Consider the following 16,314-nt stretch of genomic DNA (forward strand, 5'->3'; position numbering starts at 1 on the left):
GGACAAAACCGCGCCTTTGCGCGCGGCGAGCCCGCTTGCCTAGCGTGAAACCCGCGCAAGTTTTGCCGCAGCGCCCAAACAGACAGGCGTGCCGTGATGCGCCCTCTGTAAGGCTTGCCACACAGCCCTCTCGGCAGGGCTTACCGCAGCACCCGCGCCGCAAGACGCATCATATCGCCCGCGCAGCCATACTTGCGGCAACCCTCGCGTGGCCACCGTGCCGCAGCACCCGCACAGCCGGGGTCGCCGTGCCCCACCAGAGGTCTGCACGAACAGCGTGCCACACGCGAAACCCGCCCGATAGCTACGCGCATGTCGCAATACGGGGGCACCCGCCAAGCCGCCAAATTTGCGTCCTATTCAGACCGATGGGCAGGCTCCGCTGCGCCGCAAGCGCGCCGTTCAGCCCGGCGCGGCGGGGTTCAATGCGCGGCGATACCACGCAACGATTGCGGCGCGCTCGGAAGGCTCCATGAAACTGATATTCGCAGGCGGCATTGCCGTGCTGGCGCCTGCATGCAGATAAAGTTGTTGCGCCGCCCGCGCCACCTGCGCTGGCGTCTCTAGCATTACCGCCTTTGGCGCGCGCCCGATGCCGGGATAACCCGGTTCGGCCGCGTGGCACATTGAACACCGGCCCAGCACGATGCCGGTCACCTCGTCAAATCCTTCTGCCGCAGCAAAGCGCGCCGCCGCAGGCGATAGTGCCGCCTCATCAGTGCCCGCTTTCGCAGCACTTCCGGCCAGCGACAGCCATACGATGGCCGCGGCCAGCAGCGCACTAACCAAGAGCGCGCCCCAAGGCGATTCCTGATGCGCGTGGCGCCGGTTGAACCAGTGCCGCAAACTTACCCCCATCAGGAAAACGAGACTTGCGATCACCCAGTTCCACTGGCTCGCAAAAGCCAGAGGGTAGTGGTTCGACAACATCAGGAAAACAACGGGCAACGTCAGGTAGTTGTTATGCGTGCTGCGCTGCTTGGCAGTCACCCCATAGCGCGGGTCGGGCACCCGCCCGGCGATCAGGTCTGCCACAACGATTTTCTGGTTTGGAATAATCACCAGAAACACGTTGGCCGACATGATCGTGGCGGTGAAGGCACCCAGATGCAGCAGCGCCGCGCGCCCGGTGAAAACCTGCGTATAGCCCCATGCCATCGCCACCAAAATCACGTAAAGCCCCAGCATCAACCGGGTCGGATCGCGGCCAAAGCCAGAGCGGCAGATCGCGTCATAAAGCAACCAGCCCACTAGCAGCGAGCCCGACGAAATCGCCACCGCCTGCCAGACAGACAGTTCTGCAATCGCGGGGTCGATCAGGTAAAACTCGGCCCCGAGGTAATAGACCAGCACCAGCATCGTAAAGCCGCTTAGCCAGGTCGCGTAGCTTTCCCATTTGAACCAAGTCAGTTCGGCAGGAAGTTCAGGCGGTGCCACCTGATACTTGCGAATGTGGTAAAACCCACCCCCATGCACCTGCCAAGCCGCGCCTTTTACACCCTCGGGTGCGCCCGCCTCTGAGCGCAGGCCCAGATCTAGGGCAATGAAATAAAAGGAAGAACCAATCCACGCGATACCAGTAACAACATGGAACCAGCGAAGCGCAAAGCCCCCCCATTCCAGCACGATAGTCCAATCCAGCATCGCCGCCTCTTTTGCCAACCTCGTGGCATGGCGACGCGAACTGTCGGGCTTGTCAACCCCCGGCGGCTTCAGCTTCCGCGATAAGTCGAATATCCATAGGGTGAAAGCAACAACGGCACGTGGTAATGCGCCGCGGCATCGGCAATGCCGAAGCGGATCGGGATCACGTCAAGAAAACGCGGGGTTTCTGACGCGCGGCCCAGATAGTCGCCTGCGTGAAACTCCAACTCATAGACACCCGGCGCAAAATCTGTGCCCGCAAGCAAAGGCGCATCGCTGCGCCCGTCGGCGTTGGTTACGGTCTCGGCCAGCTTCTGGCGCGGCCCCGGCTCAACGCGGTAAAGCACCACGCGCACCCCCGCCGCCGCGCGCCCGCGCGCCGTATCAAGCACATGCGTTGTCAGATATCCGCCCATTTTGCCTCGCCTTTGCATCTTCTGCGCCGAATATCTACGCAGCGCCCCCGCATCGCAACCGTCGCGTGCCTCTTGCAACACGCGCCGCAATATCATGATACTGCCGCCAATTGATGCGAGGATGCAATGCAGCGATACCCCCGAGACATGCGCGGTTACGGCAAAACGCCACCAGATGCGGCGTGGCCGAATGGCGCGCGTATCGCCGTTTCGCTGGTGCTGAACTATGAAGAGGGCGGCGAGAACTGCCTGCTGCATGGCGATGCGGCATCAGAGGCGTTTCTTTCTGAAATCGTTGGCGCACAGCCTTGGCCCGGCCAGCGCCACTGGAACATGGAAAGCCTATACGACTACGGCGCGCGCGCAGGCTTCTGGCGGTTGCACCGGCTTTTCACCGCGCGCCAACTGCCCGTCACGGTGTTCGCCGTAACCAGCGCGCTTGCCCGCAGCCCCGAGCAAACGGCGGCTATGCAGGCCGCCGATTGGGAAATCGCCAGTCACGGGCTGAAATGGGTAGAGCACAAGGATATGCCCGAGGCCGAAGAGCGCGCCGCGATGGCCGCAGCGCAGAAATTGCATGCCGAGCTGACCGGCGCGCGCCCGCGCGGCTGGTATACCGGGCGCGCTTCGGAAAACACCCTGCGCCTTGCCGCAGAAACCGGCGAGTTTGACTGGATTTCTGATACTTACGACGACGACCTGCCCTATTGGCGCGATCTTGGGCCGCGCCCGCAGTTGATCCTGCCCTACACGCTTGACGCCAACGACATGCGCTTTGCCACACCGCAGGGGTTCAACACTGGCGATGATTTTGCCGCCTATCTCTGCGACTCGTTCGATGCGCTTTATGCCGAAGGGGTGCAGGGGCAGGCCAAGATGATGTCGGTGGGCCTGCACTGCCGCTTGGTCGGGCGACCGGGGCGGGTGCAGGGGCTGGCGCGGTTTCTCGATCACGCGCAGCGTCATGAGGGCGTCTGGTTCGCCACGCGCGGTCAGATCGCCGCGCATTGGGCCGCGCAGCACCCGTATCAGCCACCCTTGCGCCCCACAGCACTTGACCGCGACGCGTTCGTGGCGCGCTTTGGCGGGGTGTTCGAACATTCGCCTTGGGTGGCAGAACGCGCCCATGCGCTAGAACTTGGCCCGGCCCACGACAGCGCGCTTGGCCTGCATTCGGCGCTGACCCGCGTCTTTCGCGCCGCAAGCCATGCCGAACGGCTGGGCGTGCTTCAGGCCCACCCCGACCTTGCAGGCAAACTTGCCGCCGCGCGCAGGTTGACCGATGCCTCGCAAGGCGAACAGGCTTCGGCCGGGCTTGATGCGCTCAGCGATGCCGAACGAACGCGCTTTGGCGCGCTCAACACCGCCTATAGCAAGCGCCACGGTTTCCCCTTTATCATCGCGGTGCGGGCACATTCGAAGGCGGGCATTCTCGACGCTTTTGAACGCCGCCTTGCCGCATCAACCGAGGCAGAGTTTGAAACCGCCTGCGCCGAAGTCGAACGTATTGCGCTGCTGCGCCTCAGGGACATGTTGCCATGACATCATACCATAGCCCAGAAGGCGGCCTGCCGCCGCAAACCTCGCTGATGACTGGCCGCGCGCGGTTCACCGAAAGCTATGCGGTGATCCCGCGCGGGGTGTTTTCCGACATCGTGACCAGTCGCTTGCCCGGCTGGCGCGAGACACGGCTTTGGCTGCTTGCCCGCCCGCTGACAGGGTTTTCGGAAACCTTCAGCCACTATCTGATGGAGGTGGCACCGGGCGGCGGCTCGGATGCGCCCGAACCTGATTCGGGCGCGGAGGCGGTCATCTTTGTCACGGAAGGTCAGATCTGGCTGTCGATCGACGGGCAGGAACATGAACTGGCGCCCGGCGGCTATGCCTATCTGCCCCCTGAAAGCACTTGGGAGGTGCACAACGGCTCGGCACTGCCGGCAAAGTTTCATTGGCTGCGCAAACTTTATGAACCTGCGCCGGGGATTGCCCCGCCCGCCGCATTTGTTACGGACGAGGCCGAGATTGCGCGCACGCCGATGCCCGGCACCGATGGCCGCTGGGCCACGACGCGCTTTGTCGAACCCGATGACATGGCACACGACATGCATGTGAATATCGTCTCTTTCCTGCCGGGTGGAACGATCCCGTTCGAGGAAACACATGTGATGGAACACGGCATCTATGTGTTGGAAGGCAAGGCGGTGTATCGGCTCAATCAGGATTGGGTCGAGGTCGAGGCGGGCGACTATCTTTGGCTGCGCGCTTTTTGCCCGCAGGCGTGCTACGCGGGTGGCCCCGGCCCCTTCCGCTATCTGCTTTACAAGGATGTAAACCGCCACGCCCGGCTGCGTGGCCCCGGCGCTTTTGGCGCGCCCTGACATTCTTGCCGCTACACACCGGAACCTAATGCACATGATCGATATCGAATCGCTGGATGCCGCCACCTTCGCCCCCTTTGGCGATGTGATCGAGGCGGCAGGTGCGCCAGACATGCAAATCAACGATGGGTTTTGTGAACGCTTTCACGACCGCGCCAGATTCGATTTCGGGCCAGACGGGCGTGCGGGGCTTTCGATCTTTAGGGCGCAGCCGCGCACCCTGCCCTACCGCTTTGCGCTGCTAGAGCGTCACCCGCTTGGTAGTCAGGCCTTTATCCCCATGGTTCTGGCACCATTTCTGGTGCTGGTCGCGCCTGACAATGGTGGCGTGCCCGGCACACCGCGCGCCTTCCTTTCAGCGCCGGGTCAAGCGATCAACTTGTTGCGCGGCACTTGGCATGGGGTGCTGACGCCGCTTGCCGCACCGGGCCTATTCGCCGTGATCGACCGCATCGGCACGGGCCCCAACCTTGAAGAATATGTTTTGCCTACACCCTATACGGTGCGCCAAGCCTAGATCTGCGCGCAGAACTCGCGGCCAAACTCGGTTTCCAGAAACGCGCGCTGCGACCGCGTCGCCTCGGTCAGATAGTCGCGCACATAATCGGGAATCGCGATCTCAGCGGCCCAATGCACTTTTTTCGCAGCGTTGGGATAGGTCGCGGGGGGCAGGCCCAGAAATGTCTCAACCCGCGCCATGAAGGCCTCTGGCGCGGCAGAGATCATCCCGAAGGGCATGAACAGCAGACGGTCCTCGTCAAACGCGTCACGCCACAGCGGAACATGGTTCGCATAATCGCCGCGCACCTCGATCACCGGCTGCTTGGCCACCCGCAACCATTCAGCGCGAGTCTCGGGCACTTTGGCCTTGCGCTTGAGGTTCATCCGAATCTGCGAAATCGCGCGCGCCACGGGATCGCGAATGAACCACAAGAACTGCGTTTCCGGCAGGAACTTACGCACGAACTCAACGCCTTCCTCGGAAATGCAGCTATACTCCGGGGTTACGTCAAGCGACTTCTGGCCGTCGCCTACGCGCTCGAAAATCTCGCGATACCATTTGCGGGTAAACATTTGCGGGCCCTGAATACGGATCAGGTAGGCGATGTAATCAAGGTCGATGTCGGCGTTTGCCGCTACATGCTTGCGGATCGCCTCTTTCACGCCCTTGTTTACATGCTGCGGCGCCCATTTCACGCTATCGGGCGCGAAGTGATAGTCGAAATAATGCAGTTCCTTGAACGGCGGCACCCAGATATCGTCACGCGCACCGAAATTGACATGAAACCACGTGGTTCCGGCCTTCTGGGCGCCGATGCAGAGAATGTCGGGCTTGCGCATACCGGCTCCTCAAGGCGCGATGGCCGAAGGTGGTACCGCCTCCCCGGCTTGAACGGGGGACCTCTAGATCCACAATCTAGCGCTCTAACCAACTGAGCTAAGGCGGCACTTGGGGCGATTTAGCCGCCTCGCCACACGAATGCAAGGGCCGGATTGGCCGCAGGGCTATAGCGCGATCTGCCATTCCATTTCGATCAGATCCTGACCGTAGTTGTGCACCGGCCTTGAAGACACCTTCGTAAACCCCGAGGCGGCATAAAGCGCGCAGGCCGCGCGATGGCTTTCATGCGTCCAAAGCCGCAGTTGGCGATAGCCCTGCGCGCGCGCGAAATCGCAGCAGGTATTCAGCAATTTTCGCCCAAGCCCGCGCCCACGCGCCTCGGGCTCCAGCAGAAACAGGCGCAGCTTTGCCTCCTCGTCGCTGATACGCACGCAAAAGACGCAGCCGATCCGCTTTCCGTTCGAGCACGCAATCCAGCCACGCTCTCGCACGGGGTCACGATTGCGCAGAAAATCAGCGATGATTTCGGCCACCAATGCCTCGAACGATGTATCAAACCCCGCCTCTGCGGCATAAAGCGCGCCATGCCGTGCAATCACCCAGCCACCGTCGCCGGGGGCAAGATCGCGCAATTCGATTTCATTCATGAGAGTCTCCGTTTGGCGTATCAACGCGGCGCGGCACCCCCTCGTCAAGCATTTCGCCTTGCCAGCGCCGCCCGCTTCGCGCTAGCGAAGCGGAGAACCGACGGAGGCTGCCATGAGCATCGACAAGCAAAGCGACATCGCCGCAGATCTGCAAATCGGCCCAACCTCGCTGGGCATGGTGCGCATCTATGTCGTGGCCGATGGCGTTGAGCTGCCGCTTGATTTCGACCCAGACGAGGCCGAAGAAATCGCGGAAGAACTGCGCGCCGCCGCCGAGGCCGCGCGGGCACAGCACGCGCCTAAGGCAAAGCCGAAGAAACCAGCGAAATAACGCCGGGGTCGCGCATCGCCTGCAACCTTAGCCCGGCACCGCGCGCGAATGCCCGCAGCAACGCCTTGCGCCGCGCGCCGGGCAGCGGTGTTTCAGGCCCCATCCTCAGGATTTCGGCACCGTAGCCATCGGCAAGAATAAGCCCGGTGTCGTCGGGCAAAATCTCGGTCGGAAAATCGGCATCCACTGCCCAGAAAAAGCGGTCGCACCATTCCAGATACCCCCGCCACTTGGCGTCGGCCATGAAATCGGCGCGGCTCGATTTGCATTCGATCACCCAGATCTCGCCCTTCGGACCGAGGCACATCAGATCAACGCGCAGCCCTAAAATCGGCACAAACTCTGGCAACGACACGAAATCGAAGCCGAGCATCGCCCGCGCCACACCGCGTGCGAGCAACTGGCCGGGCATCTGGGGTAGCGGCGCTTGCGACATGGGCAAATATGAACACATCAAGAACATCCGCGCAAGCCTTGCGCGGGCACCAAGGCGCGACTAGATGTGATGGCGGCGGTTACTGCTCTTCACGTGTCCGGCAACTTTTCCAGTGGCCGATAAGCACTCCGAGGGAGCTGGCTCTGTCAGGGCCTTGGCCTTGGTATCTGGTGCCCACCTGTATCAACAGGCTCTCGGGAAAACCACGCTGGCACGGTCGCTGCGGTTTCCGCCACTTACTTTCGCGCAGCCACTTTCACTTTGACCGGGCGCTTGGTCGCTACCGGAGCCCGGCTGCCACCTTGCGGCGGCTTGGCAGGATCGGCCATGCGCATCACGGCGATTGCAAACTGCACCCCCGAAAACACCAGCGCGTTAAACACGATCAGCATCGCGACCGCGACCCAGCCGATCGGCGATGTCGAAACGAGGTGCCAGAGGTTTGCGACGTTGAACCACAGCAATAGCCCCACGAACACCAACGACAGGCCAAGCCCGAGCGCGATGTTAATAAGGTAAAGGCGCACAAGTCTAGGCATGGGCATCTCCGCGATTCAGGTATTAAACCTAGCGCGGCCGCACAAATATTCCAGTAGGAAGTGCCTAGAACGCTTCAGGCCGGAAGGCGCGCGCCATATGGTCGAGCACGGCGTTGACGAACTTCGGCTCTTTTCCTTCGGGAAAAAACGCCCGCGCTACATCAACGAACTCGTTGATCACCACTTTGGGCGGCGTCTTGGGGTTTTGCAGCTCTGCCCCGGCTGCGCGAAAAACCGCACGCACGGTCGGGTCGATCCGGTCAATCGGCCAAGTGGCCAAAAGCGCGGCATCGGTTGCCTGGTCAATCTTGGCCTGCCAGATCACCGCGTCTTCCAGAATCCGCCCAAACAGCGTCGCATCGCCCTCGGCCATTTCGTCGCCTTCATAGACGGCACCGAACCGGTGGGCTTCAAACTCGGACCGCACCCGGTCGAACGGTTGCCCCGATGCTTCCATCTGGAACAATGCCTGCACGGCGTAAAGCCGTGCTGCGGATTTCATCTGGCGCTTTTCGGCGGCAGTCGGTTTGCGGGGGGTGGGCTCGCTCATGCGCGGGTCGGTCCTTTGTCGTCCTGTGCAATGCGGATCGTCTCGCCCAAGGGCAGAAAGCCGACACCTTTGCTTTGGCCCGCCCATTTGCGGGAAAGCGCCACAAGATGCAAGGCCGCAGCAGCAGCGCCGCCACCTTTGTTTTGCCCCGCAGGATCCGCGCGCACTTCGGCCTGGGCCCGGTTCTCGACCGTGAGGATGCCATTGCCAAGGGCAACCCCCTCCAACCCCAAAAGCATCAGCCCGCGCGAGGAATCGTTGCACACGGTATCGTAATGCGTGGTCTCGCCCCGGATCACACAACCAAGTGCGACAAAACCATCGTAATTGCTCATGCGCGAGGCGGTGGCGATGGCCGCAGGCACCTCAAGCGCGCCGGGCACCTCGATCACGTCAGCCGCAGCACCTGCTGCCGCCGCAACTGCGCGCGCTCCCGCCACAAGGTTGTCGGCGATGTCCTTGTAATAGGGTGCCACCACGATCAGCAGGCGCACCGGTTTTTCAAACTTCGGCAGCGGCAGTGTGTAGTGGCTTTCGTTCGCAGCCATGGCTCAATCCTTCACTATTGGCCGGATCGCCTCGATCGTCAGATCATAGGCGTCTAGCCCGATCACCTTGGGGCGCGCCGAGTTGCTAAGCAGGATCAGGCGGCGAAGTCCAAGGGCAGAAAGAATCTGTGCGCCAAGCCCGTATTGACGCAGCGTCTGGGGGCTGACCTCGCCGGGGGTGGTCAGCTTCATCGCTGTGTCGCGCAGCAGCACCACCACGCCACGCCCCTCGGCCGCAATCGCGCGCATCGCCGCCGGCAAGATGCCCTCAGCCTCAGCATTGAGCCCCAACACATCTTCCAGCGGATCAAGCGCGTGCATCCGCACAAGCACCGGCTCGGGCGTCGAAATGTCGCCCTTGGTCAGCACGATATGTTCTGCGCCCTGCGTTTCATCAGCGAATACCCGCATCGCCCAGTGGCCGCCATAAACCGAATTGACCGCGCGCTGCGTGGTTTCGTTTACAAGGTGGTCATAGCGGCGCCGGTAGGCGATCAGGTCTGAAATCGTGCCGATTTTCAGCCCGTGCCGCTGCGCAAAGGTCACAAGATCCGGCAGTCGCGCCATGGTGCCGTCTTCGTTCATGATCTCGCAAATCACGCCCGAGGGGTTCAACCCGGCCAGTCGCGCCACATCGACCGCAGCTTCGGTATGGCCCGCGCGCACCAACACGCCGCCGTCGCGCGCGCGTAGCGGAAACACATGGCCCGGCGTTGCAATATCGGCGGCACCCTTGGTCGGGTCGATCGCAACAGCAACCGTGTGCGAACGGTCATGCGCCGAAATGCCTGTGGTAACGCCCTCGCGCGCCTCGATCGACATCGTGAACGCGGTTTCGTGGCGGCTAGAGTTTTTCGGGCTCATGAGCGGCAAGCCAAGCGCGTCAATCCGCGTGCCCGGAAGCGCAAGGCAGATCAGCCCCCGTCCATGCGTTGCCATAAAGTTGATCGCCTTCGGCGTCGCCATTTGCGCGGGTATCACCAGATCGCCTTCATTCTCGCGGTCTTCGTGATCGACCAGAATGAACATCTGGCCGTTGCGCGCGTCTTCGATGATTTCCTCGACCGAGGAAATCGCATCGCGCCAGTTTACTTCAACCGGACCGGGGGTTTTGAAGGTCATGTATTCCACTCCGCCAGCCGCGCGACATATCGCGCAAGCGTGTCTATCTCCAGATTCACCCTGTCGCCCACCGCCGCAGCACCCCATGTGGTTGCGGTCTTGGTATGCGGGATGATGTTAACGCCAAAATCGGTGCCGTTGACCTCGTTCACCGTCAACGACGTGCCATTAAGCGCGACCGAGCCTTTCGGCGCGATATAGCCTGCAAGCGAGGCAGGCGCACGAAAGCTGAACCGGGTGCTTGCACCATCTTCGTGCATTGCAACAATCTCGGCCAGCCCATCGACATGGCCCGAAACGATATGCCCGCCCAATTCGTCACCGACCTTGAGCGCGCGTTCCAGATTGACGCGCCGCCCAGGCGCCCAAAGCCCGAGGTTGGTTTTGGAAAGCGTTTCGGCCGAAACGTCAACGTCGAACCATGTCTGCTCTGCCGCCGCGCCGCGCGCCACGACCGTCAGGCAAACACCGTCGCAGGCGATCGAGGCTCCGATGTCGATAGTTGCCGCCGCATAGATCGTGCCGATGCGCGCGCGCAACCCGCCCCGCCCCTCGACGGCCAAAACCGTGCCAATATCGGTGATGATGCCAGTGAACATCGAGTGCCCCCTATTGCTCGCCCCTGCCTAGCCCGAGCGGGAAGCCATCGCAAGGCCCGGCCCCGGCTCGCGCAGCGCACAACGGCTGCGCGGCAACTGGCCCTTGTAGATTTTCCGTGACAGCCGCGCCAAATGACGCCAAACCCGGCAATAGCCCCTAGGAATGTCTGAATGCCTGAATCTGCCCGGCGGTTTCTATTGCTACAGGGCCCACATGGACCCTTTTTCAGCCAGCTCGGCGCGATGCTGCGCGCAGCAGGCTGTGCTGTGTGGCGCGTCGGCTTCAACCGTGGCGACGAGATTTTCTGGCGCGGCAAGCAAAACTATATCCGATTTGACGCACCCTTCGAAACCTGGCCCGCGACCTTCCGCGAGATCGTCGCGCGCCACGCCATCACCGACCTCGTGCTTTACGGCGACACCCGCCCGATCCACGCGCAAGCAGTGGCCATTGCCACTGCGGCAGGGATGCGGGTGCATGTTTTCGAAGAAGGTTACCTGCGCCCCTATTGGATCAGCTATGAACGCGGCGGTGCCAACGGCCATTCGCGGCTGATGCGCCTTGGCGTGCCGGAAATGCGCGCGGCACTTGCGCGTACGCAATCCGACTCGAACCCGGCACCGGCGCATTGGGGCGACATGCGCGAGCATATCTTTTACGGCGCGCTCTACCATTTTTTCGTGATGACGCTGAACCGGCGCTACAGCCATTTTCGCCCACACCGCGACATATCTGTTCTGGCCGAGTTTCGCCTTTATCTGCGTCGGCTGCTGCTGATGCCGTTCCACACTATCGAACGCTGGCTTGCCGGGCGGCGCATTCGCCAAGGCGGATTTCCGTTTCATCTTGTGCTGCTACAGCTTGAACATGATGCGAGCTTTCGGGCCCACAGTCCGTTTTCCTCGATGACAGAGTTCATCGACATTTGCATGCAGGGGTTTGCGCAGGGCGCGCCGCGCCACCACCATCTGGTATTCAAGGCGCATCCGCTTGAAGACGGGCGCGCAGGCATTCGCGCCGCCATCCAGCAGGCGGCAAACCGGTTTGGCGTTTCCGGTCGGGTGCATTTCCTGCGCGGTGGCAAGCTTGCCGCGCTTCTGGCCGAGGCGCGCAGCGCCGTCACGGTCAACTCTACAGCGGCACAACAGGTGCTTTGGCGCGGCCTGCCCCTGCGCGCGTTCGGACACGCTGTCTATGACAAGCCCGAGTTTGTCTCGACCCAGCCGCTGAGCGAGTTTTTCGCCGCGCCCGAACGCCCCGACAGCCGCGCCTACCGCGATTATCGCCAGTTTTTGCTGGAAACCAGCCAGATCCCCGGCGGCTATTATTCGTCTCGTGGGCGGCGGCAATTGATGCGCCAGATTGTTGACCTGATGCTTGCCGAAGACGACCCCTATGACGCGCTGACTGCGGGCAAAGCGGCACCTCGGCAACAGTTGCCGCTGATGAAATAACTTTACTGGAATATTGTCACAGGATTCGCTAGTGTTACGGGCAAAACTTGAGGCAGTTTCCCGGCAAGAGGAGCCCGAGCAGTGAAAGTAACGGCCAACAGGGGCGCGCGCGCAGCCGCCCTTATTATTCTTGTTGGGATGGTGGCAGCCTGCGCTCTGCCCCGCTCTGGCCCCAATAGAAGCGAAATCTATTCCGGTTCCGTGCAACGCGAAGGCGACGCTTTCGTAGTTGAGGTAAACGATTATGTCACGCGCGCGACCGCCGTTGTGCCCGCGCTCGGGTTTTCTGAAGCATTCCAAAAAGCTGGGGTCGTCGGCTCCGACACGATCAATGCCGGAGACACTCTCGGCCTGACGATCTGGGAAAACGTCGATGACGGGTTGCTTGCCAGCCAAGGTCTGAACGCGACGAGCCTGACCGAAGTGCAGGTAGATGGCGCAGGCTACATTTTCGTGCCCTATGCGGGCCGGATCAAGGCTGCGGGCAATTCGCCCGAAGCGCTGCGTCAGGTCATCACCGCCAAACTCGACACCCAAACTCCAGACCCGCAGGTCATGGTCAGCCGACTCGCCGGCGACGGCTCGACAGTTTCGATGATGGGTGCCATCAGCGGTCAGGGCGTTTACGCCATCGAACGGCCAACGCGCACGCTTTCGGCGATGATCGCGCGGGCGGGCGGGGTGACCGTCACACCCGATGTCGCGCGCATTACGGTCAAACGCGGCGGTCAGAACGGCACGATCTGGCTACGCGACCTTTACGAAAACCCGCGCATGGATATCGCGCTGCGTTCAGGCGACGTGATCTTGGTAGAACAGGATACCCGCGCCTTTACTGCACTGGGTGCAACCGGCGCACAGGCACGCGTGCCCTTTGAAACCAAGAACCTCTCGGCGCTCGAAGCGATTGCAACCGTGGGGGGGCTGAGCTCGCAACTCGCTGATCCAAAAGGCGTTTTCATCTTCCGCAACGAGCCTGCGGAAATCGCTAACGTCGTGCTAGGGCGCGACGATCTGATCGGTGCGCAGCGCATGGTCTATGTGCTGAACCTGACCAAGCCGAACGGCATGTTCGTGGCGCGCGACTTCGTTATTCGTGATGGCGATACGGTCTATGTGACCGAGGCACCCTATGTGCAGTGGCAAAAGATGCTGTCTGCGCTGACCGGCCCGCTAAGTACCGCCGATACGCTGAACACGCTCGCAGGGAACTGATGCGCGAAGACGCGCGCGCAGAGGCCGCCGGGGCACTCCCCCGGCGGCTTTTCGCATATAACGGCGGCTTTCTTGCCGCCCCCCTGCGGCGCATCCTTGCCGCGGCCGGGTACGAATTACGCTTGGGCCTTCCGAGCCCGGGCGATGGCGTAGCCGTCTGGGGCCGCAGCCCCACCGCTTGGCGCGGTGAGGCAGTCGCCGCGCGGCGCAAGGTGCCCCTTGTTCGCATCGAAGACGCTTTCCTGCGCTCTGTCCTGCCCGGTCGGGCTGGCGGCGCGCCAATCGGTCTGCTGATTGATCCGATCGGCGTACATTTCGATAGCTCTGCCCCCTCGCTGATCGAGCGCATGCTGGCAGAGGATCCACCCTGCACAGAAGATATTTTGCAACGCTCTGTTGCGGGAATTGCACGCCTCATCGCCTTAGACTTTTCGAAATACAACTTTCATGACACATCCGCCCCGCTGCCGGACCCGGGCTTCGTGCTGGTCGTCGATCAGACTGCGGGCGATGCCTCCATCGCGTTTGGCGGTGCCTCGGCGGCAGATTTTCAGCACATGCTGGCCACCGCCGAGGCAGAGCATCCGGGCAAGCGCATTGTCATCAAGACCCATCCGGAAACGGCGATGGGCCTGCGCCAAGGGCATTTCGCCAGCGGCGCGCTTGCACCGCATATCGAGATACTCGCAGCCCCTGTCTCGCCGTGGAAACTGCTGCAACGCGCGATCGCCGTCTATACCGTGACATCGCAACTTGGGTATGAAGCGATCCTTTTAGGGCATCGCCCACGGGTGTTCGGGCAACCCTTCTACGCCGGATGGGGCCTAAGCGATGATGAACGCCCCGTTGCGCGCCGCGGGCAGAAACGCTCGGCCGAGCAGCTTTTCGCGGTCACGCATCTTCTGGCACCGGTCTGGTATGACCCCTGCCGCAACCGTCGCTGCAGCTTTGAAGACGCACTCAACCAGATCGAAGCGGAACGGCGCGTCTTTCTTGAAGATGGCCGTGGCTACGTCGCGCTAGGTATGCGGCTTTGGAAGCGCGGGGCACTACAGCGGGTGTTTGGCAGCAAACGCGGCCTAGCATTTGCGACCAGCGTGCCTCGCGCCATTGCAAAGGCCGGGCAAGAGCAGCGCGATCTGCTGGTATGGGCCGGGCGCGCAACGCCAGAGTTATTGGCCAGCGGCGTGCCTTTTTGTAGGGTAGAAGATGGCTTTTTGCGCTCTCGCGGGCTGGGTGCCGATCTCGTGCCGCCGCTCTCGTTGGTGCGCGACACACGCGGCATCTATTACGATCCGACGCGAGAGTCGGACCTTGAAGTGCTCATCGCCGCCCCTCTGCCAGAAGGCACCGCGCGCGCAAAGGCCCTGATCGCAGCCTTGCGGGAAGCGCGGCTTTCTAAATACAATCTCGATGCAAATGGCATTCTCGATCTGCCCGCAGGGCACCGGATTCTGGTTCCCGGGCAGGTTGAGGACGATGCATCGATACGTTTGGGATGCACCGATACCAGCACTAATCTTGCATTACTGGCGCGGGCGCGGCACGAAAACCCTAAGGCAATTGTCATTTTCAAACCTCACCCCGATGTCGAGGCAGGATTGCGCCCCGGCGCGCTAGCCCCAAAAGAGGCACTGCGCTTTGCTGACGCGATTGCCACCTTCGCGGACCCGATTGCGCTGATCGAGGCCTGCGACGAAGTCTGGACCATGACCTCGCTGATTGGATTCGAGGCGCTGCTGCGCGGCAAACCGGTGACCTGCCTAGGCGTGCCCTTCTACGCTGGCTGGGGGCTGACCCGTGATCTGGCCCCCACGCCCGCGCGCCGCAATGCGCGCCCTGATCTGGCGCAATTGGCGCATGCCGCGCTGATCGCCTATCCGCGCTATTTCGACCCCGTCAGTTGCCGCCCCTGCCCGCCCGAGGTTGCGCTGGATCGGCTGCGCAGCGGCCAGATACCGCACCCAGGCCGCGCGAACCGCATATTGGCCAAATTGCAAGGCGTATTCGCCAGCACGCCTTTCTGGCGCTAAGTTTGGTTTAGCTGCTAAATCTTTTTCCGCATCCAGCGGTGCAGAAGGTCATCACCCAGCCTGCGATATTCGGCCAAGGCGAAATCCGGGGCATCTGGAAGCCCGGTGTCCTGCATCGCGGCCACGCCGGGTGTGCCTTCCGCGCCAAATACACGACCGGCGCTGATACACGCCAACTCGTCAACCAACCCTGCCGCCAGCAAACTGGCCGCGAGTGTGCCGCCGCCCTCGCAAAACAGCCGCGTAACACCCGCCTCGGCGATGTGGCGCAGCGCATCGGCCAGATCGACTCTGCCAGATGCGTCGGCGGCGCAGGCAATCAGCCGCACCTCCGGCATCGGTCGCGCAACGGCGCTGTGGCAAAGCCAGACAGGTGCCACATCTGTGCTGCGCGCAAGTTTGCTGTCAGCCGACAAGCGCAACTGGCTATCTACTACGATTCTAATGGGTTGGCGCGTGATGCCAAGCTCGCGCACGGTCAATTCCGGGTCATCCGCCAGTGCCGTGCCAATACCCACCATCACCGCGTCATGCCGCGCCCGCATCAAATGTACCGCCCGGCGCGCGGGCGCGCCAGTGATCCATCGGCTCGCCCCACTGGGGGTGGCGATGCGCCCATCAAGGGTCATCGCAAGCTTCAACGTCACCCAAGGCCGCCCCGCTTCGATCCGCAAAAGGAAGCCCGCGTTCAGCGCGCGCGCTTCGGTGCCAAGCACGCCCTCCTGCACATCAACCCCGGCCTCGCGCAGCATTGCAAGGCCGCGGCCCGAAACGCGAGGATCCGGGTCAGTGGTGGCAGAGACGACCCGCGCCACCCCGGAAGCCACAAGCGCGGCCGCACAAGGAGGGGTCTGGCCATGATGGGCGCAAGGTTCCAGCGTCACATAGGCGGTCGCACCCCGCGCCGCCGCACCCGCTTGCGCCAGTGCAACGGTCTCGGCATGGGGCCGCCCGCCCGGCTGGGTCCAGCCGCGCCCGACTATGGTTGAGCCTTGAACTATCACGCAGCCAACCGCCGGGTTGGGTGCAACATTACCCAGTCCGCGCGCCGCAAGCGCC

The 16,314-nt window shown here is 62.4% G+C and carries 18 protein-coding genes, 1 tRNA gene and 1 other RNA gene; 8 read left to right on the plus strand and 12 right to left on the minus strand.

Annotated features, from left to right (window positions below; translation table 11 throughout):
* Positions 1-402: 402 nt before the first annotated feature.
* On the minus strand, positions 403-1,644 hold the full coding sequence (locus ABY403_RS04415; RefSeq protein WP_372839328.1) for a urate hydroxylase PuuD: 1,242 nt from the start codon (positions 1,642-1,644) through the stop codon (positions 403-405).
* A 68-nt stretch (positions 1,645-1,712) separates the two neighbouring features.
* Complete coding sequence (gene uraH / locus ABY403_RS04420; protein ID WP_372839331.1) at positions 1,713-2,060, minus strand: hydroxyisourate hydrolase; 348 nt, start codon at positions 2,058-2,060, stop codon at positions 1,713-1,715.
* Positions 2,061-2,186: 126 nt separating this feature from the next.
* On the opposite strand from uraH, the gene puuE reads away from it, so the two are divergent.
* From puuE to ABY403_RS04435, 3 genes are read left to right on the plus strand one after another with little or no spacing between them, the layout of a single operon-like run.
* Positions 2,187-3,602, plus strand: a complete 1,416-nt coding sequence (puuE, locus tag ABY403_RS04425; protein WP_372839334.1) for an allantoinase PuuE — start codon at positions 2,187-2,189, stop codon at positions 3,600-3,602.
* Positions 3,599-4,438: a bifunctional allantoicase/(S)-ureidoglycine aminohydrolase gene (locus ABY403_RS04430; RefSeq protein WP_372839336.1), complete on the plus strand. Its 840-nt coding sequence runs from the start codon at positions 3,599-3,601 to the stop codon at positions 4,436-4,438. The genes puuE and ABY403_RS04430 overlap by 4 nt, the downstream gene beginning before the upstream one ends.
* A gap of 28 nt (positions 4,439-4,466) precedes the next feature.
* Positions 4,467-4,955 (plus strand): ureidoglycolate lyase, encoded by a 489-nt coding sequence (locus ABY403_RS04435; RefSeq protein WP_372839338.1) that lies wholly within the window; start codon positions 4,467-4,469, stop codon positions 4,953-4,955.
* Here the strand turns inward: ABY403_RS04435 and ABY403_RS04440 are convergent.
* The 3 genes from ABY403_RS04440 to ABY403_RS04450 form a co-directional block, all read right to left on the minus strand.
* Entirely contained in the window at positions 4,952-5,779 is an 828-nt protein-coding gene (locus tag ABY403_RS04440) for a sulfotransferase (RefSeq protein WP_372839340.1), read from the minus strand. The two genes, ABY403_RS04435 and ABY403_RS04440, sit on opposite strands and share 4 nt — an antisense overlap.
* Positions 5,780-5,809: 30 nt before the next feature.
* A tRNA-His gene (locus ABY403_RS04445) sits at positions 5,810-5,886 on the minus strand.
* 58 nt (positions 5,887-5,944) lie between these two features.
* Entirely contained in the window at positions 5,945-6,427 is a 483-nt protein-coding gene (locus ABY403_RS04450) for a GNAT family N-acetyltransferase (RefSeq protein ID WP_372839343.1), read from the minus strand.
* 112 nt (positions 6,428-6,539) lie between these two features.
* Between ABY403_RS04450 and ABY403_RS04455 the strand changes: the two genes are divergently transcribed.
* Positions 6,540-6,758: a DUF6324 family protein gene (locus tag ABY403_RS04455; RefSeq protein ID WP_372839345.1), complete on the plus strand. Its 219-nt coding sequence runs from the start codon at positions 6,540-6,542 to the stop codon at positions 6,756-6,758.
* On the opposite strand, the gene ABY403_RS04460 is transcribed toward ABY403_RS04455, so the two are convergent.
* Positions 6,727-7,212: an MmcB family DNA repair protein gene (locus ABY403_RS04460; RefSeq protein WP_372839347.1), complete on the minus strand. Its 486-nt coding sequence runs from the start codon at positions 7,210-7,212 to the stop codon at positions 6,727-6,729. The genes ABY403_RS04455 and ABY403_RS04460 overlap by 32 nt on opposite strands.
* 58 nt (positions 7,213-7,270) lie before the next feature.
* Between ABY403_RS04460 and ssrS the strand changes: the two genes are divergently transcribed.
* Positions 7,271-7,427: non-coding RNA, 6S RNA (gene ssrS, locus ABY403_RS04465), on the plus strand.
* 3 nt (positions 7,428-7,430) lie between these two features.
* Here the strand turns inward: ssrS and ABY403_RS04470 are convergent.
* From ABY403_RS04470 to ABY403_RS04490, 5 genes are all read right to left on the minus strand, one after another.
* Positions 7,431-7,733 carry a hypothetical protein gene (locus ABY403_RS04470; protein WP_372839349.1) on the minus strand — a complete coding sequence of 101 codons (303 nt, stop codon included), beginning with the start codon at positions 7,731-7,733 and terminating at the stop codon, positions 7,431-7,433.
* 64 nt (positions 7,734-7,797) lie between these two features.
* Complete coding sequence (gene nusB, locus ABY403_RS04475; RefSeq protein ID WP_372839352.1) at positions 7,798-8,283, minus strand: transcription antitermination factor NusB; 486 nt, start codon at positions 8,281-8,283, stop codon at positions 7,798-7,800.
* Positions 8,280-8,831, minus strand: coding sequence for a 6,7-dimethyl-8-ribityllumazine synthase (locus ABY403_RS04480; RefSeq protein WP_372839353.1), 552 nt, complete (start codon positions 8,829-8,831; stop codon positions 8,280-8,282). The genes nusB and ABY403_RS04480 overlap by 4 nt, the downstream gene beginning before the upstream one ends.
* A 3-nt stretch (positions 8,832-8,834) precedes the next feature.
* Positions 8,835-9,953 (minus strand): 3,4-dihydroxy-2-butanone-4-phosphate synthase, encoded by a 1,119-nt coding sequence (ribB, locus tag ABY403_RS04485; protein ID WP_372839355.1) that lies wholly within the window; start codon positions 9,951-9,953, stop codon positions 8,835-8,837.
* Positions 9,950-10,552 carry a riboflavin synthase gene (locus ABY403_RS04490; protein ID WP_372839357.1) on the minus strand — a complete coding sequence of 201 codons (603 nt, stop codon included), beginning with the start codon at positions 10,550-10,552 and terminating at the stop codon, positions 9,950-9,952. The genes ribB and ABY403_RS04490 overlap by 4 nt, the downstream gene beginning before the upstream one ends.
* Positions 10,553-10,723: 171 nt before the next feature.
* On the opposite strand from ABY403_RS04490, the gene ABY403_RS04495 reads away from it, so the two are divergent.
* The 3 genes from ABY403_RS04495 (at position 10,724) to ABY403_RS04505 (ending at position 15,255) form a co-directional block, all read left to right on the plus strand.
* Positions 10,724-12,007 (plus strand): capsule biosynthesis protein, encoded by a 1,284-nt coding sequence (locus ABY403_RS04495; protein WP_372839360.1) that lies wholly within the window; start codon positions 10,724-10,726, stop codon positions 12,005-12,007.
* A gap of 138 nt (positions 12,008-12,145) precedes the next feature.
* Positions 12,146-13,222, plus strand: a complete 1,077-nt coding sequence (locus ABY403_RS04500; protein ID WP_372839368.1) for a polysaccharide biosynthesis/export family protein — start codon at positions 12,146-12,148, stop codon at positions 13,220-13,222.
* Positions 13,222-15,255 (plus strand): capsular polysaccharide biosynthesis protein, encoded by a 2,034-nt coding sequence (locus ABY403_RS04505; protein ID WP_372839363.1) that lies wholly within the window; start codon positions 13,222-13,224, stop codon positions 15,253-15,255. The genes ABY403_RS04500 and ABY403_RS04505 overlap by 1 nt, the downstream gene beginning before the upstream one ends.
* 14 nt (positions 15,256-15,269) lie before the next feature.
* Here ABY403_RS04505 and ribD read toward each other — a convergent pair.
* A partial coding sequence (ribD, locus tag ABY403_RS04510; protein WP_372839365.1) for a bifunctional diaminohydroxyphosphoribosylaminopyrimidine deaminase/5-amino-6-(5-phosphoribosylamino)uracil reductase RibD occupies positions 15,270-16,314 on the minus strand: 1,045 nt, incomplete at its 5' end.

The organism is Phaeovulum sp. (assembly GCF_041596715.1).
Taxonomy (GTDB): domain Bacteria; phylum Pseudomonadota; class Alphaproteobacteria; order Rhodobacterales; family Rhodobacteraceae; genus UBA6213.